Source organism: Pirellulales bacterium, from assembly GCA_033762255.1.
GTDB lineage: Bacteria > Planctomycetota > Planctomycetia > Pirellulales > JALHPA01 > JANRLT01.
In genome coordinates, this window is sequence record JANRLT010000012.1 from 15,511 (window position 1) to 36,749 (window position 21,239).

The window sequence follows — 21,239 nt, forward strand, 5'->3', positions numbered from 1 at the left end:
CGCGGGGTGCCTCAGCCCGCAGCGTTAGCAAGGGATCAGGGAACATGCGGCGAGGGACGCGAACAACAAAGCCGCCGATGGTATCGGCGGGATACTGTGGCAAAGCGAGGGTAGAAATTGGTGACTCCACACAACTTTCGCTCAACCCAGGGCGAATGGAGTCATGATACAAATTTCGGCACGTCCCTAAATCTTTAGAAACCATACCCCTGCACACATTCCTTTACCAAATGCTCAATTAACTTATCGGGCTACTTGATCCCCCCGGGCCGCGTGAATCAGTCCCCAACCGATTAAGATCAATATAACACCCGACGTCAAAAATGCCAAATCCCACAGCAAGTGGCCATCGGTCTCGGTGACGTGATGAATGTGTAACAGATGATGATCGATGATTCCTTCCACCAGATTGAATAGCCCCCAGCCGCAAAGTAAAGAGCCAACCAGCGTTGTGGTGGATAAGGGAACTTTTTTTAGCCGCACGGCCTGCCACAAGAGCGCCACGCCCAGCACGGTCATCAGCCAGGTAAACGCATGAAATAGGCCGTCCCAGAACATGTTGATTTCGATGTTGGCGATCGCCGTCTGGGGATCAACGCCAATTTTAGGATATTTGGCCGAAAGCATCTGATGCACCTGCAGTATCTGGTGAAACAGTATGCCGTCCACAAAGCCCCCCAGGCCTATGCCCAACACTATTCCGGCGGTGATCAGCGGTTGACGAAGGGGGTTACTGGTCATGATAAGCGCGGGAAAGTGGCTGTGCGGAAGCCAGGGAATGACCCCTGGGTGCTGTTAGGTGCCGCTGGCTTGGGAGGGATTTATCCGGTAGAGAGCCATAACGGTGGATCGCCAGGACGATTCCCGCCAGGACAAGAAACGGTAATAGTGTCACGAGCAGGTGGGGCCAAAAATTGTCGCCAAAGAGTTCCGCGCGCACGTGGGCTCCTGTGGCGGAATCACACAAGGGGCACGCCCCTAGATTCGCGGCATAAAGCAATAGGGTCAATGTCAGGGTGACTCGCAACATGCTTTCCTCGCGTGCAGGATTTTCGGCCTGCTTCAAGAGGGAGCAATTTACACGCCAAAAGCGAACAAAATAATAGCAAGACTCAAAAATATTGAGTCGCAGGGAGGGTTAAGCTGGAAACGAAAAGTCACGCATGGACCAAGTCTGCGCTAGCCGCTGAATGTGGTCGCGCATCACTTTACGTTGGTGAAAATAATTCCAGGCGAGTTTGATGGGGACAAAAATCAAGAAGGGAATGAGCAGACTCGACAGCAGCAAGATCGCATAGAGTTCGTAGTTGGGCCTGAGATTCTGGAATTCGGAAACTCGCAGATTCAGGTATTTCCCGCGGGCGGTCCGGACAGCATCCTCCGGCAGGTCCAAGAGGCGTCGCTCAAACTCCTTGAACTGCGTCTCCAGGGAGGCGGAGCTGGGGGCCTGCTGATTCGTGGTTGCGTGTAACAAGCCGCGCCAGTTGCCCGTGCGGCCCTGGTGTAGCCCCGCCAAGGCACCGATCAGCAAACCTAAAGGGGCAGTGATAATTGTCAAGATAGCAAAGGGAGTGCCAATACCGTTCGCGTCCCTGCTGGCCAGGACTATTAATAAGCAGATCGCCGCAGGCACGAGGATCCCTAGCGCGCAGCCACCTATAGCGCCGATAAGTGTCCATCCGATGTACCGTAGCATTTTTTTGACGAGTGCCGTGTCAAGGTTAAGGATTGGAGTTATAGGCGGATCAGCCGCTGGTCGCTAGCCCACGGTCTTTGCCGCTCTGACCGGGGGCTAGCGTCTTACGGATTCATCCGAAAACGACTGGTTGACAGAGCAGCGTAGGGCAGAACGTGTTTTGTAGATCTTAGCTAAGTTGTGTCGGATCATGATCCAGCTCACGGAACTTAGTAACACTGGAGCGACATCCAAACATTTTCAAATTGTTGATTCATGAGGTCATCGCGCCGTATCCAGTAATACAACATGCCGCAATCACCCCACATAAATCCGTTTACATCATCGGAATCAAGTTGCAGCAGGAGTAACCACTCCTCAGCGCCAGCTTCCAGGATTTTACGCCTGGGGTCTTCGTAACCTCTGGAGTTGCCGCAGTTCAAGCCGTTGGTAACTAACTGCGCCTCAAGTTGCATGTCACCTTGCACATTTGCGGAATGTCCTAATAAATGATGATTACCCATACCATCCACGGTGTGTGAAAGTTTTTCAACTTTCGAAGTTAATTCAGAATAAGCATTATAATCGGCTTCAGACAGCCCCACAGATTCAATAAACTTGTACGCGGCTCGAGAGCCGAAATGCGGCAAAGTTAGCACCGAATGGAATGTCAACTCGCATTCGGGCATGGGAAAATCTGGATTAGGTATCTCGTGCTCTGAAAGCATAAGCATTTCTGTGGTGTGGATAACCTTAAAGCCCCCTAAATCGGCAGGATCGTATCCCCAGGGTTGACTATCGAGATCGTAAAAGAATGACAATAGGCCGGAGGCAGGCAATAACTTTTGGACATCCAGAGGTGCCACATCGGCTAGATTAATTTGCAATAAAAAGTCTAGCTTTCGACCTTTGTGTGTTGGCCATTCGAATGTGATTGGCAATGAAGGCCGACCGCCAATTTTTGACGAACCTATGCGGCATGGCGAGAGGACCTTTTTGCCGCTTATGCCAATTGCGGGTAAAGCCGCATCCAATAATTGTGTTGCAGCTCTTTCTAATCCAACGTCTGTAATGAGTTTCTGGATATGAGGGCGCATGCTTAGTATTTGACACCTAAAAAAGTTTAGTCACGCTCTTCACAGGGATATTAAGCATACCGCCAACTGTAAAAGCGATGTCTTCATTCTACAGACGGAATAATCCCTGTCAAAAATCGCTTAAGGTTGGTTGCGGTGTTCAAATTGCGTTGTGGAGGGATTAGCTGCGTAGGGCGGAACGTGTTCCGCCATCCCGCGAAAGGTGGGGATGCATTTGGGTAAAAGAACCGTGTTTGCCATGTCGGAACATGATCCGACCTACGGAACCTTGGCCATACCGCAATACTACCGCGTACCAAGAGAGTTTCACCCGCTGCCCGGATGATGATTGCTTGTCGGATTCAGCTTTATCGTAATCCTGTTTCTTGCTAGTATATGCATGGAGTACGATCCTATGATTGAATTCAAGATTACCGGTGAAGAGCTTTGGGCGCGAATGGAGCGAGCCGTGGAAAGGGTCAATGAACGCCTGCGAAAAACGGTCACGATTCTGGAGCAGGCCCAAGTGCCGTATGCCGTCATTGGCGGCCATGCGGTGCGCGCGTGGGTGGCTCAAGTTGACGAGGCGGCCTTGCGCACCACGCAGGATGTGGATATCCTCGTTCGCCCGGCCGACTTGGCGGCCATGACTCACGCCATGACAGCGGCTGGGTTTTATCACCGCAACACGGCCGGCCTGGATATGTTTGTCGAACATCCGGACGCGTCAGCGCGTGACGCGGTGCACGTGTTTTTGGTCGGAAATATCGAGAAAGGGGGGGAGCCGAACCCCGATATCGAACCGGCGGCACGGGCCAACAACTTTCAGACAGTTGCCCTCGAGACCTTGGTGCGGATGAAGCTGAATGCTTTTCGTCGCAAAGACCAAGTTCACTTACAAGATATGATTTCGCTGGGGCTGATTGATTCAACCTGGCTGGATAGATATCCCGAAAACCTGCGCCAGCGATTGCAGGAACTGCTTAACGATCCGGATGGATAGCGGCGTAGGTCTGAACGTGTTTTGCCACCACGTGGTGGTAGTTTGTTATGGGTTTATGGACTTTGGCTTTTGGTTAGATTGTAGAGCGGAACGTGTTCCGCCAATCCCCTTGGGAAATGTTGTGCCGCGCAGCGGAATGATTAATCAGCCGCGCAGCGGCGGAGCCTGGGGTCGGGAGTCGTGTGCGGTGCGAGCGCGTATCTCGTGTTGGGCCATTCGCCCAGGACTCATGACCCCCTCAGGGTTTCCCGCGCCAGGGGGATGGGAATCCTTGGCGGCCATGCGATGAAAAAACGAGATGTTTTCTAGCGCCAACGATTCCCGACCCCGGGGGTGGTGAGCAAATTCGCATCAAGTCTCACAATAAAGAACAAACGCGGCTCCTGGTACGGTGACGGCCAAATTGCTCCACGGCACCGGGACGGTGCCTGCTACGTTGCTCCACGGCAGCGGGGACGGTGCCTGCCACATTGCTCCACGGCACCGGGACGGTGCCTGCTACGTTGCTCCACAGCATCGGGACGGTGCCTGCTACATTGCTCCACGGCATCGGGACGGTGCCTGCTACATAGCTCCACGGCATCGGGACGGTGCTTGCTACATTGCTCCACAGCATCGGGACGGTGCCTGCTACATTGCTCCACGGCATCGGGACGGTGCCTGCTACGTTGCTCCACGGCACCGGGGACGGTGCCTGCTACATTGCTCCACGGCACCGGGGACGGTGCCTGCTACGTTGCTCCACGGCACCGGGGACGGTGCCTGCTACGTTGCTCCACGGCACCGGGACGGTGCCTGCTACATTGCTCCACGGCACCGGGGACGGTGCCTGCTACAATACGTACTGCTGCGCGGTCTCTAATTTCGACTATTTCGGCCTGCCCCCTAAAAAAATCACGGCCACAAAGCATTGCGCTGTGTGGCCGTGTTTGCGTTTTTAAACTCGACAAGTAGTAGAGCGGAACGTGTTCCGCCAGCCATAATAGCTCCTCATTTTTGTCGGTTATGAATCGCTAGGTGGTGTCGGATCATGATCCGACCTACTTCCTTAATATGGAAACGGACTAGGACACGGCTGTGGATACGGTTGAGGGTAAGGCCGAGGATACGGCATGGGATAGGGCCGGGGGAACGGATACGGACGGGGAAAACACCCGTCACTGCCGCAGTGCCCGCCGCCATAACCACCGCCAAATCCACCCCCCCAACCTCCGCCCTGTCCATAACCTCCGCCGTAGCCGCCGCCGTATCCTCCACCCCAGCCGCTCGCCTCGGCCGAAGAACTCACGGTCAGGGCACCCATCGTTAACACCGCACACATGGTCAAAATTCGAGCAAAACGTTTCATGGCTTGAACTCCTATGGCCAGAAATTTTTTTGTATGAGAGTCGGTTACTGTAACCACCTCTTCAATTAGACTTAGCGTGAATCGCGGAAATTCGTTACAACCAGCACGAACTTTATTTCGCGAATTGCGTACCAGCCACGTGGTGGGGTAACTTAGATTAATCGGGCAAAGGCGGAATTTAGTCATTCTCCCGTCCCGATCCAGTCGACAATTCCACCACCAATGGCCAAAAACACCTCTTTTTTGCCTTACTATCTCCCTTGGATAATACGCCCATGTCATTTCCCGCGGCCGAGACTGAATTCCCTACCCAACGGCAACCTTCCCCGGGGGGCCCTCCCCCGTCGGCGACCTCCCCCCACGCCCTGGCCGCAAATCAAGAGCATCGTCCTATCCTGGGCTGGTTGCTTTTAGCGCTCGTGGGCCTGGTGGTGTTGCTGCTAATCCCATATTTAATCGAGCAAATTCGCTATCGGGGTCAATTGGGCGAGAACGAGGCCCTGACAGAATTGATGCGGCAACCTGAATTTGCCAAGTTGGGCAAGCATTACACGCTGGTTTCCAAACGCCTCAAGCCGAGCGTGGTCCATATTGATACCAAGCGAATGGATATTCGCGGCAATGACGAGCTAACCGCATTGTTTGGTCCGCGAATGGAGCAAGCGCAGGGCCAGGGGAGTGGCGTCATTGTGGACCCGGCGGGCTATATTGTGACAAATTACCACGTGGTGGCCGGAGCGGGAAGCGTGACGGTCCACCTGAGCGATTCGCTGCGGAGCTACTCCGCGCGGGTCGTGGGCACCGATGACAAGAACGACCTGGCGGTGCTCAAGATCGACGCCAGCGACCTGATCGCCGCCCCCTGGGGGGATAGCGACGCGCTGGAGGTGGGGGAAATCGTCTTTGCCATGGGAAATCCCTTTGGCCTGGATGGCACATTGACCCAGGGAATAGTCAGCGCCAAGGACCGTCGCGGAGTGAATGAACGCTCGCGCTATCAAGAGTTTTTGCAGACCGATGCCGCGGTCAATCCCGGTAATAGCGGCGGTCCGCTGGTCAACATTCAGGGGGAAATCGTCGGTATTAACACGGCGATCGTAGGGCCGACGTACCAGGGGATCAGCTTTGCGATTCCCAGTAACGTGGCCAAGCAGGTTTATGAGCAAATTCGCGCCACGGGAAAGGTGTCAAACGGCTACCTGGGCGTGGGGCTAGCTCCACTTAATCTAGAAATTGCCCGGCAGTTGAAACAGCCGCTGATAGTCAAGGACGAATCCGACCTGCGGGGAGCGCTGATCACGGCGGTCGCGCCTGAGTCCCCCGCGGCGGCGGCGGGGCTATTGCAATATGACATCATCCGCAAATGGAATCAGCGCGAGATCACCGAACCGGGAATGCTAAGCTACTGGGTCGCACGCACGCCGGTGGGGACCAAGGTGCCGGTGGAAATCCTGCGAGATGGCCAGCCACTGACCCTGGATGTGACCGTGGGAGAACGCCCGGCGGCGCTGCAGTAGAGGCATAGTAGTAGGCACCGTCCCGGTGCCGTGAGCATTGTAGTAGGCACCGTCCCGGTGCCGTGCGGGAGACGGGAGACGAGAGACAGGAGGGTGGGGGGGCGAGCCTCGGCGAACCCCCGTGCGTGAAGTGAGAAATAGAATGAAGTAGGCGTAATAATTGCAATCTAATTCTGACTTCTGCATTCATACTCTGACTTTACTAGGGTGTCGAGCCTCGGCGAGCCCCGCGTGGGAGTGTGTCAAAGTAAGTGCGTTGGAGTTGGGGTACTAAGGAAATAAAGTGGTTAAGCGCGACGCGCAGAGGGGTGCGACGGGAAAGGGGAGTTCGGCGAGCGGCAGACACTACAATGCCGATTCTTGCTTGGTTGGGCGGAACACATTCTCCCCGAAATCCCACAAACTTAGACTTATCCACACACGACTAAATATAAAATTGCGATTCAAAGCCGCTCATGGTCAACAACTGCGACAGATACATGGAGTTTTTCCAGACCAGCTTGTCCCATCCCAAACCGCCATAAAGCTTCAACGTATGGGCTATAGTGCTGTTTTCCAGCCAGAATTCGTCATTCCCGTTGCCAAAGTCGGCGTACAGGCTTTGCAAGGTCGACCCGATGATCTTGAGCTTGTCAACATGATAATTATTTCCTTCCAGCCGCGCCGCGCCGAGATTGCTGCCGCTAATCTGGGTCATATTGCTTCCCATTCCTTGGCGAATTCGCAGTTCGGTTTGATTGATTACATTATCTAGATTGACAAAGTCCGTGCCGGTACCTCCGTTGTGATCACTATCAATCCAGATTTTGGGCGATACAAATACCGCCAAGGCGATTGTGTCGCTGCCAAAATTATCCGTCACCTGGGTGGATTGTTGCACAGCGGAAGCGAACATGCTAACCAGGTCGTTGCCCGTGTCGTCATAAATCGTTAGCGATTTTTGGGCGTTAAGGTAACCGATCTGCGTGAACCCATCGTCACTGCCGGGAAGCAGTGTAACTTCTCCGCCCGCATAGACATTGTAGAGTTTGATATAGCTTGTTCCCGCGCCCCCTTCGATCAGCAGTTCACCGGCTAATACGTTGGTATATCCTAGGTTAATGACGTCAAATTCCGCGCCCGCGTCAATCTGCAGTCCCAAGGCAAAATTATTGAACTGGGAAAAGAGCACGGGATTGGGATCGTTAAGCGGGGTTTGATACCCGATCTCGATCTCATCCTGCCCGTTGCCTGCCTCAATTAACAGCGATTGCGCGCTCACGCCCCGTAGGGTAATGTTATCGTCGCCCGCTCCCAAATAGGCTTGAATTGCTCCCGGGATGGTCAGGTTATGAAAAACGATTGAGTCATGACCACTCCCCAAAATGGCGGAGATCGCGGTTACTCCCGAAAATGTCTGAGCGTAAAAGCTGCCGTTAATAGTCGTCCCCGGCGCGCCGGAGACGCGTATCGATCCATCTCCCCATTGTGAGACGCGGAACGAGACGTTTTCATCGCCGTCAAACAACAGCAGCGTGCCATTGACAACGCCAGCCACCACATCGCCCACCATGGCATAGCGGTCTTCCAATGTCTCAAAATGACGTATTCGCGGAGTGAGTCGTGTGGGCATGATGAAACCAGGTTAATCAAAGTAGTAAGTCGGTAAATACTCGCTGCGGCGCCGAATGAATTTCCAAGGCGCTCTGCCTATCTAACTTGAAAAGCGCAGGTAGGGAGAAAATGTTACGGGAAGATTTTAGGTTGGCGGGAAATTACCACTAAAACGGAAAAGCAATGAATTTTCCGGTTCCAATTATCTAAAAAATTCCTCCGCATGTTTGATTTTGTGCCACGGGGTGTGTTAGGGTGATGTGCGGTTCATACCAAAATGCTCGCTCAACTCCATCCCCGCACCCTCATGAAATCCCAACTGTTCGACTTTGTTATCTATCGCGACATTCTTGCCTGTTATTGTCTGGCTACGACCATAGCGGGATATTCTATTTCACACGCAGCGGATATTCCCCTATCCAATCAAGTCACCACAACATTACCAAACTCCACACCACCAAATACCACAACACCCGCCCCCCGCGCGTTCATCGACGCCACCGGGCCGGACTGGAAGACCCTGGGCGAGGCCGACTTCACAAACGTAAATTGCACGCCCGACACCTGGATGTGGAAGGATGGAGAGGTGCATTGCACGGGTCAGCCGGTGGGCGTAATCCGTTCCCAAAAGGAATACACCAACTTTGAACTGGTGGCCGAGTGGCGGCATCGGCAGTCCGGCGGTAATAGCGGCATCTTTGTGTGGACGGCTCCCGAGGCACTCAAAGATCTCAAGCCCGGCAGCCTTCCCCCCGGCGGGATCGAGGTGCAGGTGCTGGACCACGGCTATACCGAGCAGTTTGAAAAAGCGACCGGCAAAAAGGCCGACTGGTTCACGACCAATGGCGACGTATTTCCCGTGGGGAGCGCGCGGATGAAGCCATTTGCCCCGGTCTCTCCCGGCGGCGAACGCAGCTTTCCGCGCAAGAACCTAAGCAAAGGGGTCGATCAATGGAACCATTATTATATCCGCGCGATCAACGGCGAGGTTCGCCTGTGGGTGAATGGCGAAGAAGTCTCCGGTGGGACCGAGTGCGACCCCAAAACGGGCTACCTTTGCCTGGAATCCGAAGGAGCGTCGGTGGAGTTTCGCGGTTTGAGGATTCGGGAATTGCCGTGAGCGGAGAGGTCAACTAGATTCTTCTAGTCGCTACAATAATTTTACTTATAATTAAGTACACTAATATTGGCAATGCTATCGATCCTAAAAGTAGAAATGTGCTTGGTTCAGGGATTTGTGGAGACAGTTTTGCAATATACGCATCACTACGCCCCAAATTTAATCCATCAAGTGAACCAGCTGTATAGCCAGAAATATATACATTACCTGATAAATCTGCCGATACACCCCAGCTATCATCTGCTTCTCTTGTGCCTAGCTGATGTTTCCAAATAAGGTTGCCGATTGGATCGTACTTCAATATGAATACATCTGCCGCACCGAAATTATGATCGCCAACTAATCCTTCGGTTATACCAGAAATATACACATTGCCAAGAACATCAACTGTGACTCCATTACTAGAATCGTATTGGCTAGAACCCAATTGCCTTGACCATAGTAAGTTTCCATCTTGATCAAATTTACTCAAGAATGCATCAAAATCTCCAGAATTTCCGCCATCTAGTGAACCTCTCGTCCTCCCGGAAACAAAAACACTACCCATGCCGTCAGCCTTTACACTATAGCTGTCATCATAATCAGCGGTTCCAATTTGACGCTTCCAAATAAGATTACCATCTGAGCTAAACTTAGTGATGAACGCATCTCTTGCACCTGAAAATGGTCCACCAAAAGCTCCATCAGTAAAACCTGTAAGATATACATTGCCAACACCATCGGCAGAAACGCCCCAGCTATGTTCATTAGATGTTGTGCCAACTTGTCGAGCCCAAGCTAAATTTCCTGAAATGTCATACTTGCAGATAAAGGCATCAGTGATACCACCAATAGGACCTGCTAATGAACCTAGAGTTGTTCCCGATACATAAACATTACCTAAGCCATCAGCACTAACGCTCGTGCTGTCATCATATTTTTCCGTGCCTATCTGCCTCGTCCAAGTAAGATTTCCTGCCGCGTCATACTTGGTCAAAAAAGCGTCTCTAAAACCAAAGTTTGCACCATGAAGTGTTCCACCTGTAATACCTGAAATAAAGATATTTCCAATTCCGTCAGTAGAAATACTATGACCTTCATCAAGCTGTGTTGTTCCAAACTGTCGCGACCATTGCAAGTTACCCATTTCGTCATACTTGCTTAAAAAAATATCGCTATCACCCGAATTGACTTCAGCAAGATCGCCATGAGTTCTACCAGTTATATAGGTAAACCCCAATCTATCAAAACTAACTCCATAACTGTAATCATCCGCATTAGTTCCAATTTGTTTAATCCAAGAGACATTGTAAGGTGCTTCACCGCTAGAAGCAGTTTTTGGTAATCCCAAAGAATAAAGCAGCAATCCACAGAAGAGATGGAATTTGACGAAAAAAATGATGGTTAATTTTTGCATTAGCGTCGTCTCGATTGATAGTTATGATGATGTCACTTCACCCACAAAGAATTTAATCGAACTTATTCTAAATTGCAAGGAAATAAAACTGTAAATACATTAGAAAGAATAATACTTGACAGGAGTAATTCTAGATGCCATGCCTTTCAACTAGAAAATTATCCATCCATTCGTGCTGATAACTTTACGCTCATTTTTTCCACAATGAAGAATCTCCACGCCCAGATACTCTCGCGGCAGGCACATGCGGACGCGGCTGGCCCATTCGATGATCGTCCAGTTGGACGATGCGAACATCTCCTCGATGCCTAGCTCCCAAAATTCCTCGGGGCTGTTCACGCGGTAGGCGTCCAGGTGAAAGATTTTGCCAATGCCGCGGGCGGCCTGTTGGTCGGGGGGGAGCGGGTACTCCTGCACCAGGGTGAATGTGGGGCTGGTGACTGTGGCGGGGTCAATGCCCACGCCCGCGGCGATTCCCTGGACGAGGCGGGTTTTGCCCGCGCCCAGGGGGCCATCCAGGGCGATGACCGCGCCGGGAAAGAGCCGCGCGGCGAGTTGCTTGCCGAAGTCGAATGTGGCGGCTTCGTCGGGGAGAAGCATGGCAATGAAGAATTTAGAATTAAGAATGAAGAATGGGGGAGGGAGAACGATTTGAGATTTGAGATCTTGGGGTGGTTGTCCCTAGCTGACGCGGCGGGCTGGAGTCATATGTCCCTTGCTAACGCGGGTGGGCTGATACTGTGGTGTGGCTTCTCAGGGGACTGAGAAGAGTACATTGTTGTCCCGTGCTGGTGCGGTGGAATTCTGCATTCAGCATTCATACTTCTCGCTTCACCTGTGTTCGTATCCCCGCGGAGGAAGCGTCGTGCGCGGGCCATTTGGTAAACCTGACCACAGTCCCGGCTCCGCCACGAATTCGCCGATATCGCTTAACAGCGGGCCTGCATAATTCTTTCCCCCCAGCGAAAAACGCAACAGCGGCTGGGACGAGATCAGCTCCCCCGCGGCGTCCGGCGGCACTGCCAAGATCAGTTCAAAGTCTTCACCATCGGAGAGGGCGTGCTCTAACGCGCGGTCCGCATCCCGCGTGGAAAGCGGCGCTTCTTTGCTAAACTCTGGGGCCTCACGGGTCAATGACCGTTGGGCCAGTTTATACGCGGCGGCGGCGATGGGTACCTTTGTTAAATCCACAACCGCGCCACACTGGCTAGCCTGGCAGATGCGCCATAAATCCAGGCTTAGTCCATCGCTACAGTCGATACCGGCATGCAAGGAAAAATTTTCCATGAGAAAGAGCGCTTCGGCAACGCGCGGTTCCACATCCAAATGCCGGCCCAGGATACTGCCCCCAAAATCGCCCGTTAGGATAATTCGGTCGCCGGGACGCGCGCCGCTACGCAAGAGTCCTCCTCCGGAGGGGACTTCGCCAATCGCGGTGATGCTGATGACCAAGGGGCCGTGCCAGGTGTTGGTGTCGCCGCCGGCGATGCACAGGTCATGACGCTCCGCCAGGGGCAGCATTCCCTCGTACAGTTCACGGGCGAGATCTGCGGGGTTGTTGGCCTGCGGTAAGAGGAGCGCCACGACCGCCGCCACGGGTCTCGCGGCCATGGCCGCCAGGTCGCTCAGATTAACCGCCAGAGACTTGTGGCCTATGCGGCGCGGGTCGCAGGACGCGAGGTCAAAGTCGACTCCGTCGCTGAGGAGGTCGACAGTGACGGCGCATTCCCGCTGGTGCACCAGCCGGAGTAGGGCTGCGTCGTCACCGGGCCCCAACCGCAAGCGCGGGTGAGGCGGCAGCCGGCTCCGTAGCCACTGGATAAAGTCGAATTCCATGCAACACCCGCCATGCGGGGCCCGGGCTGATCAGCGGCAAAATTGGCCAAATTGGGCCTCGCTAGCATTATGGCACGCGCGGAGGGTGTATTGCAAACGGCGGAATTGTACGGCGAATGTCGTCGGGGAAGATAGGCCATTGCTACAATTCGGTCGAATTTTAACGTTACCCCAACATAAATCGCGAAAAAGTGCCTGAAAATTACCTTTGTGTGCTTATACCGCCGCCTCTCCAGCCATCTTAGCGTCATCCCGCGGTGCTAGCGTTTAATAGTTACCGGCAGATGGCCAAACAGCACTTCGCCATTCCGCATAATTAAAAATTTGAGCGGGGCAAACTCGGCAAAGTCGGGACGATTAATGACATAATCGACATTTTCCGGGCTGATCGTTTCCCAGACATGCATCCCCACCAAAATGTCCCCTTTGCGAATCCCTTGCTTGGCCGCAGGGCTATCGGGACGCACGGCATTGACCGCCAGACCGCCGCGATAGCGGGTTTGGCCTGATTTGAACAACTGGGCGGGAGCCTGGACTAGCTTCATGCCCAGTACTTGCCAGTGTTGATCGGTGTCTTCGGCGGTTTTGGGTTTTGGGACAAGAGTGAGTCGTTTTTCGAGGGTTTCGTCTTGGCGGCGGGTGACTAGTTTGACATCGCTGAGGGATTTTCGTCCGATCAAGGCCCGTTCCAGGTCGAGCGCCCTCTGGATGGGTTGATTTTCCACGCTAATTAATTGATCACCCGGCTGCAATCCTAACTCGGCGGCGGGGCTTCCTTTTTGGACGGATTGGATTACAACTCCTCCCGGCGCGCTCGAATTTCCCTTGGCCTCTATGCCATGCCAGCGATTTTCCATTCGTTCGACGTTAAGCAGTTCCGCGGCCACGTCCAGGGCCTTATCCACGGGAATGGCAAAGCCGATGCCCGCCGCTCCGGCTCGCACTGCCACGTTAATGCCTATGAGCTGCCCCTCGGCGTTCAGCAGCGGTCCGCCGGAGTTGCCGGGATTGATGCTGGCGTCGGTTTGAATCAGGTCGGAGTAGCTTTGGGTGTCGCTGATTTGCACGTCGCGATGCAGGGCCGAGATAATTCCGCGGGTGACGGTGTGTTCATAGCCGTAGGCGTTCCCCATGGCGATGACCGGTTCGGCGACCAGCAAATCGCTGGAAGTCCCCAGCGGCATAACCCGCGCCTGGTAGGGTAGGTCGAGTTTAATGACGGCCAGGTCTTCTTCGGCGTTACTGGCGATAAATTTGGCGATATGCGTGGTTTTATCCGCGAGGGTCACTTCAATCCGTTTGACGCCGTCCACGACATGGTGGTTGGTCAAAATGTAGCCCCGCTCATCGATAAAGACTCCCGTTCCCATGCCATTGACGCGGCGGGGTCCTTCATTGCGCAGGGTGGGATCCTCGGCGGCGGTGATGGTTTTTTGGCCGTGGATATTCACCACGCACTCGGCGGCGGTCTGCACCGCCCGCACGAGGGGCGTGTGCCGCGCCTCGGAGATTTCCCCCGCTGGGGACGAAGGCCCCTTGAGCAACAGCAGCATGCCACACAGACCCAACGCCAACCGGGGACCTTGACACATAAGATAGCGGGAAAGCATGCGCATGGCTGTCCGGGATCGGCGGTGATGCAAAACAGGCGCGGGCCGGGGAACGCGCCCGCGGGCGCGCTTGCCGTTTTTTTTAAACGGAGTCCATAGCCGCTGATAATTTGCGATAGCATCCAGCCGGTGCAGGCCGGTGCTACTGCCAATCATCGGCCCGCCCGTCAAAGACCCTGCAATTTGGCATGCTAGCGGCGTTAGAGCTTACCTAGGTTGTGCCGCGATCGGTTCAACCCTTGTTCGTTGTTTTTCAAAACTCGGGGAATTCCCGAGTAGCGAGTGCTTGCAGGCATGTTTTTTTAAACTAGCTGTCCGCCTCTGCCACTACCTCACGCTGGGACAGTCGGAACAGGTAGTATCATTTGCCCGGTAATTGCCGTACTTTTGGTGGGAAATATGGGATTTTCGCGATTTTTTACGTTCCTGAGCAGCTTATTCTGCACCCTCTGCTTTTTACAGGTGGGCCAGGCGGGCACGTTGGTCGCCGTGGATAATGCCGCCAAGCGGCATTTTAAAAATGCGGACTTAAACCATGATCAGCAATTAAGCGAAGCAGAACTGCTGAAAATCCAACCCGGTATTGCCAGAAATGCGATAGCATTTGTCTCTAGTGGAAATGTCCCCGCGGAAATCCTCGCATTAGCCCCCGCGCCGTTGGACTTGCGTAAGGAAACCCCTGTTTCATATGAGCGCTTTCGCCAAGCGTTTCATCTTTACCTGCGAAATGTACAACAAGAAGCGGTTGACAGGATGGCCAGAGAACAAGAACTGGCGCGACAAAGGCAAAACCCGCTAGGTATGGTACCCCCCGCCGTGCTGGGCAATCCCCAGGTATTTGGTCAAGGTCGTCATCACCAGGATGATGAAGATAATTCAACGGCTACTAAAAAGAAATTCAAGCCAAAGAAGCCCACGCGCTCGGGCAATCTAGCGGGCAACGGTCGGGGAACTCAATCTACTCCAAGAAATAATTTAGGTGGAGCTTCCCCCAAAGCCCCTGATGCCAAGGCGTTACTGACGGAAAGCTTTCGCAATGTTCCCGGCAAAGCCCGCCAGTTTGGCAATTGAGCCGTAAATCGGGTTTGGCAAAGAATTGACAGAGTAAACGTCTGTCAGCATCCGCAGTTGATCACGGACCGTTACCGACGGGTGCCTCTGCTGGCTTGTCCAGCAGGTGCGGGATTAAACACCATTACTCCCACCCAGTCCCGTCCGGCGGACGGGACCTACGATTTATAACCGGCCCACGCGGTCTCCGCGCGGCTCGGCCAGGGTATCCCCCAGCTTAACCAGCAGGGATTTGCCCCCAATGGTAAATTCCACCAGTTTCTTATCCACGTCGATTTTGGTCACTTGTCCTTTTTGCTTGTCAATTTCAAACTCGTCCCCTTCAAAAAGCTCCAGCTTGAGATCCTTGGGCAGGATGCGAATCCAGGCTTGCGGCCGGTCGTCAATAAGCAGGATGCCCACGAGCTTGGTGTAGGCGCGGGTGTCAAACGGCGGAGGAACGGGAGGTGGGGGCGGAGGAGGGGGACGATCAACAATCACGGGTGGGGGAGTGTATGCCGCAAAGAGGTTGCGCTCTTGAATACGCTTGACCAGTTCTCCCACCGAGTTGGCGGGATAATCAGGCTTGTTCTTTTCGGACAGTTGGGTGCCTGTAGCGCCATTTAGAAGTAACGCCTCCAGATCCAATTTAATTTTTAGTTCGCTGCTTTTGTCTTGTGGTTCCACAATTAACAGCCGAATGGTCTGCATTCGTTCGGGGGAGGAAACCTGGTACAAAAAGCTTCCAATTTGTTCTAAGGAGCCTTGCCCGCTGATGGCATAAGTCACCTTTTCAAAAACATTTTTGGACGAACCTGCGGACTTGCCCACGATGTTGACATCGCGCAGCTTGGCGGTTTTGGCCGCTTCGGCTAGCCAATTTTGGTAAAGGTTTTGGGCGGAGGGGGACTTGGCGGGTAGTGCCGTGGCCTGCCATTCCTCCCGTAAGCTGCGCACGCGATTAACGTAGCCTTGTTGCGTTTCCAAATCGCGCAGCTTCGTCTTCGCGGCGGCGATCGCCTGGGTTTGGGTGGTGATCTGCTTTTGCCACCAGGTGTAGCCAAAGTAACCGACAATGGCGATAAAGAGCGTTCCCACCAGCAGTGCCAGGGTCTTTTCACGCTGGGTCATGATGTCCTCCCCGGAACTGGCCGAGTGTTGGCGGTTGTGCCGGAGCGCGACTTAGCGGCGGCGGGCCCTAATTGAGCGGTGATCGGGCTGGGATTATCAATAGTCACGGATAGCTTAAAAGCAATGCTGTAACCCTTGTGCGTGGTGTCGGCGTCAGTGCTATCGATTTTTACCAAATAGCGGCGCGTGGGAGCGGCGTTGGCCCGACCCGCTAAAGTTCTGCCGGGCGGATTTTTTTGGTTGGGGGTGCCTGCCTGGGTGGACGGTGTGGCCTGGGCGGTTGCGGGGGTGGTTGGTGAGGACTTTGTCGCAGATGCCGTGTTTACGGCGGTTGGTTCTGATTGCTGATTTAGGCCTTCAATCGCCTGGGCGACCGCCTGGACTTGCTTTAGATCATTGACCACGCCATTGAGCCGCAAAACGCCGCCGGTTTTGGTTGCGGAATAATTGAGTTGAGTTATCTTAAGCTCCTTGGCGGGGGGCAATAAACGGCTAAGCGCGCTCAGTTCCTTAATCAAGGGCAAATCCGCCGTCAGCCAGGTGTCAATCTCCGTGGTTTCCTTGAGGAAAGTCTCGTTAGGCTTGACATTCTTTTGGAGTGTGCTGATTTGTTTATTTAAAGTCGACAGTTCGCCGCTTAACAAAGAAAGTTTCCACCAACCTAGCGCCACCAGCGCCAGGGTGGCCACCGCGGCCAGGCTCCCCGCCAACGCCCAAACGCGGGATTGGCTTTGGGGGACGGGTTTTTGGCGGGGGTGCAAAAAGTCCAATAAGGGCCGCGTTTCCCGCGCGGCCCCCGCCAGCAAGCCAATGAGCGGGGCAAAATGGCTATGCTGCGCGGGTAGTTCGCGTTCTTGCGCGGGGGTGGTCACAACCGCCCGCAAGGGGTCAAATGTGGTAATGGGCAGCTTTAGTTCTTGTTCCAATAGTTTGGCCAACTCGGCCTGCTGCTGGTCGTCACCGCACAAAATGACGCTATCGATGCGCCGCCCATGCAACCGGTTGGAGGCGGAAGCCAGGGTGCGGCGTATTTCGTTAAGCAGCGCGCGCTGTAATTCCGCGGGTGGCAGCTCGGGATGCAGCCGCGCGGTCCGCATGAGTTGCGGAGTCTCGGCCACGAGGACCGTCAAGTCAATTTCCTCCGCCAAGATATCCACCAGCAACCGTACGCCGCGCTGGTCGGGAAGGCACTGATTCACCAGGCTGGCCGCGGCACAGGGACGCAATACGACGCTATCCAGTTGCAGGCCCGCGTTATGACAGATTTGACGGATTGCCTGCAGGGCCGATGGGGGGAGCGCCGCAGCCAGCACGCTGCGCGGCTGGGCCGGGTCGCCGGGAATGGGCAAATAATCAAGCGGCCAATCCTCGGCATAGTTATTGAACTCGCGCAGTGCCTGAAACCGGACCAGTTCGGGTAGGTCCTCGTCCGGCGCAGGGGGAAGCGACAAATCCTTTAATTCCAGATTTGAACGACCAATAGAGACCAAGGTGCGCGTCTTGCGCAAGCCACGGTCGGCAATGGCTTGTTTAAGGGCATTTGTGATGGTGGAGGCGGGGACTTCAGGCGCAAGCGTCACCGGTCCGTTGGGCACGCCATCCCCGGCTGTGGCCATCACCGGCAGCGGCATGCGCCAGATGTGCTCCAGCACCAACTCCGTTCCGCGCGGAGAACCCGCCACGGCACGGATTTCATGATCGTCCCATTCCAGGGCTAAAAGTTTGGACATGTAGGGTGCTGGAGGATGGAGTTGGGAGAAGTGGAGAAATGGAGTTAAGAGGAGTGGAATCCGTGTAAATTATTAATTCTTAATATTTAATTATTCACGGCGCCGCCGCTCCCAGGTCCGTCAAGCTAAATCCCCGGCCCAAATGGCTCATATCTTTCCAGAATACTAGCTGGGGCAGCCCGGAGCTAGTGTCGATGATCGCTTCCACCCGGGCCGCCGGGCCTTCATCCCCAAAAAAACCGATAATTTGGGCACGATGAGCGCTTCCCTGGGCACAGACAAACGGCATCATGGTTTTCATTTCGTCCAAAGTGACTAAACCCTCGGACAATAGCCAGGTTTCGTGCCGCTGGGCGGGATTCATGCTGGCCGGGTCAACCGTCCGGCGGGAAAGAATCCGCTCAACGATTTCCTGGCTCATGCCGGGAATCCCCTTGAGGATCATTTCCGACGCCTGGTTGATATTGACCCTCCCGGGGATGGTGGCGGCGGAATTGGTGGTGACCTTGTCCAAAAAGTCCGGCAACGCCGCGCTCAAGAGACCTGGCTCGTTGGGAAAAGGGGATTCCAAGACTACGCCGCTGTCAGAGTTCCCGCCCCGACCGCTGGCCGCCTGCATCTCATTGCTAATTTGCACCTTGGACCCGATCAAATCCAATATACTGGTAAATTTGACTTTAGAGGGTTTTTTCATGTCCAGCGGGGCGTTGGATTGTTGCGAACCAGCCCGGCTACCCGTGTAAGGTCCATTCTGGCGATAGGCAATCACATACGTGGCATACGTCGTGTTAAACGCGGTGGAGATGTCGTCATAAAGCGTCTGCAGATCGTCGCTATTCAGATCGATCTTGGGCGTCTTATCCGGTTGAAGGTTGCCTTCCAGGCTGTAAAGCGTCAAGTAGGCCGCCCAGCCGCGGTCCGCCTCGGCGGGGGCCTCGGCCGTGTCGGAGATACGGGGATTGGCGGCTTCGCTTTCGTCGATCAGGCCGTTGCGGTTGGTGTCCGCCCCGTAGAGCAATTCGGGAGTAACCCCCTGCACCAGCAACAGTTCATCGATCGTCTCGAGCGGGGCGTTCTTGCAGGAATAAGGGGGATCCAGCGCGCTGTAGACGTCGGACTCGGCCCCCAGTTCGCGGGGACTGTCGTCCTCGTCGAGATAATCCAAAATTTTATCGGCCAGATCCTCGGTCATGCCAGGCAGGGTCATCAGCAGGCTTTGTCCCGCGCCGGGCTGCTGCTGGTCGGCAAAAGCCAGGATATTGATGTTAAGCTTGGTCGATTCATCCTCTAGCCCATAACGCAGGCCAGCGACTTCGCCATTTTCGATGGATTGGGAAACGATCGAAAACGCCCCTTGGTTAGCGGCGGTTTCTCCCGGCAAAACGATGCGGTTTTGAAATAGATCGGGATTGTCATAAAGGCCCCCCGCTTCTAACAAAGCGGTCGATTCTTGTACCAGCAGCCTTTTTAACAGTTCCACGCCCGAATCGGTCAGCGCGCGGGCCTGTCCCTGCCGCTGGCTGATTTGCGTCGCCCGCAGTTCGGTAAATGAAAGTTGGGAAAATGTCAGCGCTCCCAGCGAGAGCATGACCACCACCACCAGCACGATGATGAGGATGCCCCCCCGACGCTTTTTATTGCCATACATGGGCATTCTACATGCCTCCCGTCATATCGGTGTCCGTCATGGGTGTACTCATGGGTTGACCGCCAGCGGGGGCACCCCCGCCGGAGCCGCCACCACCCGGGTTGCCACCACCTCCTCCTGGACCGCCTCCTCCTGGACCGCCTCCTCCTGGGCCGCCTCCTCCTGGACCGCCGCCGCCCGAACCGCCACGTCCGCCACCACCACCGCCACCCATCGGTCCGCCGCCACCCATCGGGCCGCTGTTACTAGAGCCGCTATTAGAACGACCGCTGCTGGAAGAACTACTGCCGGAGCCACTGGAACTACCCGATGAGGCGCCGCTCCCGCTAGAATTGCTGCCACTCGAATTGCCATCGCCCGTGGAGCCACTACCCGATTCGCCGGATTCCTCGCTCGTTTCCAGAGGGATCGCCGCGGGCAAATTCACCGTGAGGTAAAAGACGGCGGAATCCGCATCAGTGGCGGGATCGTTGCCGTTATCTGTCGTGGAGTAAGGATCCGTGGGGTCATTGTCCGTCCCCAGGTTTTGCAGCCGTGGGGAGGAAACAACCATCCGAATGAGAATGGCCATCGGCAGGCCGCCGTTGGTTTCGGTATCCCAGGAGGATAGAAGCTGCGTCCCGTCAAAATATTGAAACTCGAGTTCGGTCACTTCCGAAGCCAGATTTTGACCGTTACTGGCGGGGGTGTTGCCGTTCTCCAGGGAAAAAACAGTCGTCGCGCGGCCTTGCTCAGTGCGGACCAGGCCGGGTGTCGCGTCGGTCTCGGTCGTGGTAATGGCGTAGGTAATGGTGCGGACATCGCTGGCGATTCCCCCCTGCCCCGCCGTCCCTAGGCCCTGGTATTCGTCGGGTCGGGGGATGCGGCAAATATCCAGTTGCAAGGTGGCGGCATCGCCATACACGCCGGGGACCGGGGGTGTCGTGTCGTCCGATTCTGCCTCACCAGAGCTACTGGAACCGCCGCTCCCGGAACCGCTCCCGCCGCTCCCCCCACTCCCACTCCCAGAACTGCCACTACCGCCAGAGCCGCTGGAACGACTGCCCCCACTCGAACTGCCGCTACTACTTGAACCGCTACTACTTGACCCGCTGCCCGCTGACCCACTACCTGCTGAACCACTTCCACTGGAACTTGCTCCGCTAGAGCCACTGGAGCCACCGGAGCCACCGGAGCCACTGCCGCCGCTCCCCGCATTAGCGCCGGTGCCTCCACTGCCCCCTGCCGCTCCCAGGGCGCTCTGGACGGATGAGGCCGACCCCCCCGCCGCTCCCATAAAGCCGCTGGTGTCAAATTTTTGAAATTGCACTGTCGCGCGAATATCATCCGCCATTCGCCGCAACAGCACCCGCGCCAATTGATCACGCTCGGCCTGAGCCTGGGTCTTTGTCAGGGAAGTATAATAAACGTTGATCGCGGTATTGATGCCCAACAGCACAATGGCGGTCAGGGCCAACCCCAACATCAACTCCAACAGCGTCCAACCAGCGTTCGTGCGGCGCATGA

18 protein-coding genes are annotated in these 21,239 nt (G+C 55.0%); 4 read left to right on the plus strand and 14 right to left on the minus strand.

Annotated features, from left to right (window positions below; genetic code table 11):
* Window positions 1-243 precede the first annotated feature (243 nt).
* The 4 genes from SFX18_03465 to SFX18_03480 form a co-directional block, all read right to left on the minus strand.
* On the minus strand, window positions 244-741 hold the full coding sequence (locus SFX18_03465) for a DUF2243 domain-containing protein (protein ID MDX1962185.1): 498 nt from the start codon (window positions 739-741) through the stop codon (window positions 244-246).
* Window positions 731-1,030, minus strand: coding sequence for a hypothetical protein (locus SFX18_03470; GenBank protein MDX1962186.1), 300 nt, complete (start codon window positions 1,028-1,030; stop codon window positions 731-733). The genes SFX18_03465 and SFX18_03470 overlap by 11 nt, the downstream gene beginning before the upstream one ends.
* Window positions 1,031-1,138: 108 nt before the next feature.
* Window positions 1,139-1,633 carry a hypothetical protein gene (locus tag SFX18_03475; GenBank protein MDX1962187.1) on the minus strand — a complete coding sequence of 165 codons (495 nt, stop codon included), beginning with the start codon at window positions 1,631-1,633 and terminating at the stop codon, window positions 1,139-1,141.
* Window positions 1,634-1,905: 272 nt separating this feature from the next.
* The gene (locus tag SFX18_03480; GenBank protein ID MDX1962188.1) at window positions 1,906-2,772 is read right to left on the minus strand and encodes a YwqG family protein; all 867 of its coding nucleotides are present in this window, start codon (window positions 2,770-2,772) and stop codon (window positions 1,906-1,908) included.
* A 394-nt stretch (window positions 2,773-3,166) separates the two neighbouring features.
* Between SFX18_03480 and SFX18_03485 the strand changes: the two genes are divergently transcribed.
* Window positions 3,167-3,754: a hypothetical protein gene (locus tag SFX18_03485; GenBank protein ID MDX1962189.1), complete on the plus strand. Its 588-nt coding sequence runs from the start codon at window positions 3,167-3,169 to the stop codon at window positions 3,752-3,754.
* A 1,048-nt stretch (window positions 3,755-4,802) separates the two neighbouring features.
* Here SFX18_03485 and SFX18_03490 read toward each other — a convergent pair.
* Window positions 4,803-5,102 carry a hypothetical protein gene (locus SFX18_03490; protein ID MDX1962190.1) on the minus strand — a complete coding sequence of 100 codons (300 nt, stop codon included), beginning with the start codon at window positions 5,100-5,102 and terminating at the stop codon, window positions 4,803-4,805.
* A gap of 275 nt (window positions 5,103-5,377) precedes the next feature.
* Between SFX18_03490 and SFX18_03495 the strand changes: the two genes are divergently transcribed.
* Window positions 5,378-6,619 carry a trypsin-like peptidase domain-containing protein gene (locus SFX18_03495; GenBank protein MDX1962191.1) on the plus strand — a complete coding sequence of 414 codons (1,242 nt, stop codon included), beginning with the start codon at window positions 5,378-5,380 and terminating at the stop codon, window positions 6,617-6,619.
* A 424-nt stretch (window positions 6,620-7,043) separates the two neighbouring features.
* Here SFX18_03495 and SFX18_03500 read toward each other — a convergent pair whose 3' ends face one another.
* Window positions 7,044-8,231 (minus strand): hypothetical protein, encoded by a 1,188-nt coding sequence (locus SFX18_03500; GenBank protein ID MDX1962192.1) that lies wholly within the window; start codon window positions 8,229-8,231, stop codon window positions 7,044-7,046.
* 258 nt (window positions 8,232-8,489) lie between these two features.
* On the opposite strand from SFX18_03500, the gene SFX18_03505 reads away from it, so the two are divergent.
* Complete coding sequence (locus tag SFX18_03505; protein MDX1962193.1) at window positions 8,490-9,332, plus strand: DUF1080 domain-containing protein; 843 nt, start codon at window positions 8,490-8,492, stop codon at window positions 9,330-9,332.
* Window positions 9,333-9,345: 13 nt separating this feature from the next.
* Here SFX18_03505 and SFX18_03510 read toward each other — a convergent pair whose 3' ends face one another.
* The 4 genes from SFX18_03510 to SFX18_03525 all read right to left on the minus strand — a co-directional run bounded on the left by SFX18_03510 (window position 9,346) and on the right by SFX18_03525 (window position 14,180).
* Window positions 9,346-10,728: an SBBP repeat-containing protein gene (locus SFX18_03510; protein ID MDX1962194.1), complete on the minus strand. Its 1,383-nt coding sequence runs from the start codon at window positions 10,726-10,728 to the stop codon at window positions 9,346-9,348.
* A gap of 150 nt (window positions 10,729-10,878) precedes the next feature.
* Window positions 10,879-11,328, minus strand: coding sequence for a tRNA (adenosine(37)-N6)-threonylcarbamoyltransferase complex ATPase subunit type 1 TsaE (gene tsaE, locus SFX18_03515; GenBank protein ID MDX1962195.1), 450 nt, complete (start codon window positions 11,326-11,328; stop codon window positions 10,879-10,881).
* A gap of 231 nt (window positions 11,329-11,559) precedes the next feature.
* Entirely contained in the window at window positions 11,560-12,564 is a 1,005-nt protein-coding gene (gene thiL / locus SFX18_03520) for a thiamine-phosphate kinase (GenBank protein ID MDX1962196.1), read from the minus strand.
* Between the two features lie 260 nt (window positions 12,565-12,824).
* On the minus strand, window positions 12,825-14,180 hold the full coding sequence (locus SFX18_03525; protein MDX1962197.1) for a trypsin-like peptidase domain-containing protein: 1,356 nt from the start codon (window positions 14,178-14,180) through the stop codon (window positions 12,825-12,827).
* Window positions 14,181-14,573: 393 nt separating this feature from the next.
* Between SFX18_03525 and SFX18_03530 the strand changes: the two genes are divergently transcribed.
* Window positions 14,574-15,245, plus strand: a complete 672-nt coding sequence (locus tag SFX18_03530) for a hypothetical protein (GenBank protein ID MDX1962198.1) — start codon at window positions 14,574-14,576, stop codon at window positions 15,243-15,245.
* 165 nt (window positions 15,246-15,410) lie between these two features.
* Here SFX18_03530 and SFX18_03535 read toward each other — a convergent pair whose 3' ends face one another.
* The 4 genes from SFX18_03535 to SFX18_03550 all read right to left on the minus strand — a co-directional run bounded on the left by SFX18_03535 (window position 15,411) and on the right by SFX18_03550 (window position 21,237).
* On the minus strand, window positions 15,411-16,355 hold the full coding sequence (locus tag SFX18_03535; protein MDX1962199.1) for a hypothetical protein: 945 nt from the start codon (window positions 16,353-16,355) through the stop codon (window positions 15,411-15,413).
* Window positions 16,352-18,085: a hypothetical protein gene (locus tag SFX18_03540; protein ID MDX1962200.1), complete on the minus strand. Its 1,734-nt coding sequence runs from the start codon at window positions 18,083-18,085 to the stop codon at window positions 16,352-16,354. The genes SFX18_03535 and SFX18_03540 overlap by 4 nt, the downstream gene beginning before the upstream one ends.
* Before the next feature lie 94 nt (window positions 18,086-18,179).
* On the minus strand, window positions 18,180-19,739 hold the full coding sequence (locus tag SFX18_03545) for a type II secretion system protein GspK (protein MDX1962201.1): 1,560 nt from the start codon (window positions 19,737-19,739) through the stop codon (window positions 18,180-18,182).
* A gap of 1 nt (window position 19,740) precedes the next feature.
* On the minus strand, window positions 19,741-21,237 hold the full coding sequence (locus SFX18_03550; protein ID MDX1962202.1) for a hypothetical protein: 1,497 nt from the start codon (window positions 21,235-21,237) through the stop codon (window positions 19,741-19,743).
* Window positions 21,238-21,239: the final 2 nt, after the last annotated feature.

Excerpts from the sequence above, each read along its gene's own strand:
- SFX18_03530 (MDX1962198.1), top strand. The coding sequence starts at position 14,574 with ATGGGATTTTCGCGATTTTTTACGTTCCTGAGCAGCTTATTCTGCACC.
- SFX18_03525 (MDX1962197.1), bottom strand. The coding sequence starts at position 14,180 with ATGCGCATGCTTTCCCGCTATCTTATGTGTCAAGGTCCCCGGTTGGCG.
- SFX18_03470 (MDX1962186.1), bottom strand. The coding sequence starts at position 1,030 with ATGTTGCGAGTCACCCTGACATTGACCCTATTGCTTTATGCCGCGAAT.
- SFX18_03480 (MDX1962188.1), bottom strand. The coding sequence starts at position 2,772 with ATGCGCCCTCATATCCAGAAACTCATTACAGACGTTGGATTAGAAAGA.
- SFX18_03540 (MDX1962200.1), bottom strand. The coding sequence starts at position 18,085 with ATGTCCAAACTTTTAGCCCTGGAATGGGACGATCATGAAATCCGTGCC.
- tsaE (MDX1962195.1), bottom strand. The coding sequence starts at position 11,328 with ATGCTTCTCCCCGACGAAGCCGCCACATTCGACTTCGGCAAGCAACTC.
- SFX18_03465 (MDX1962185.1), bottom strand. The coding sequence starts at position 741 with ATGACCAGTAACCCCCTTCGTCAACCGCTGATCACCGCCGGAATAGTG.
- SFX18_03485 (MDX1962189.1), top strand. The coding sequence starts at position 3,167 with ATGATTGAATTCAAGATTACCGGTGAAGAGCTTTGGGCGCGAATGGAG.
- SFX18_03535 (MDX1962199.1), bottom strand. The coding sequence starts at position 16,355 with ATGACCCAGCGTGAAAAGACCCTGGCACTGCTGGTGGGAACGCTCTTT.
- thiL (MDX1962196.1), bottom strand. The coding sequence starts at position 12,564 with ATGGAATTCGACTTTATCCAGTGGCTACGGAGCCGGCTGCCGCCTCAC.
- SFX18_03510 (MDX1962194.1), bottom strand. The coding sequence starts at position 10,728 with ATGCAAAAATTAACCATCATTTTTTTCGTCAAATTCCATCTCTTCTGT.
- SFX18_03495 (MDX1962191.1), top strand. The coding sequence starts at position 5,378 with ATGTCATTTCCCGCGGCCGAGACTGAATTCCCTACCCAACGGCAACCT.
- SFX18_03500 (MDX1962192.1), bottom strand. The coding sequence starts at position 8,231 with ATGCCCACACGACTCACTCCGCGAATACGTCATTTTGAGACATTGGAA.
- SFX18_03505 (MDX1962193.1), top strand. The coding sequence starts at position 8,490 with ATGCTCGCTCAACTCCATCCCCGCACCCTCATGAAATCCCAACTGTTC.
- SFX18_03490 (MDX1962190.1), bottom strand. The coding sequence starts at position 5,102 with ATGAAACGTTTTGCTCGAATTTTGACCATGTGTGCGGTGTTAACGATG.
- SFX18_03550 (MDX1962202.1), bottom strand. The coding sequence starts at position 21,237 with ATGCGCCGCACGAACGCTGGTTGGACGCTGTTGGAGTTGATGTTGGGG.
- SFX18_03545 (MDX1962201.1), bottom strand. The coding sequence starts at position 19,739 with ATGCCCATGTATGGCAATAAAAAGCGTCGGGGGGGCATCCTCATCATC.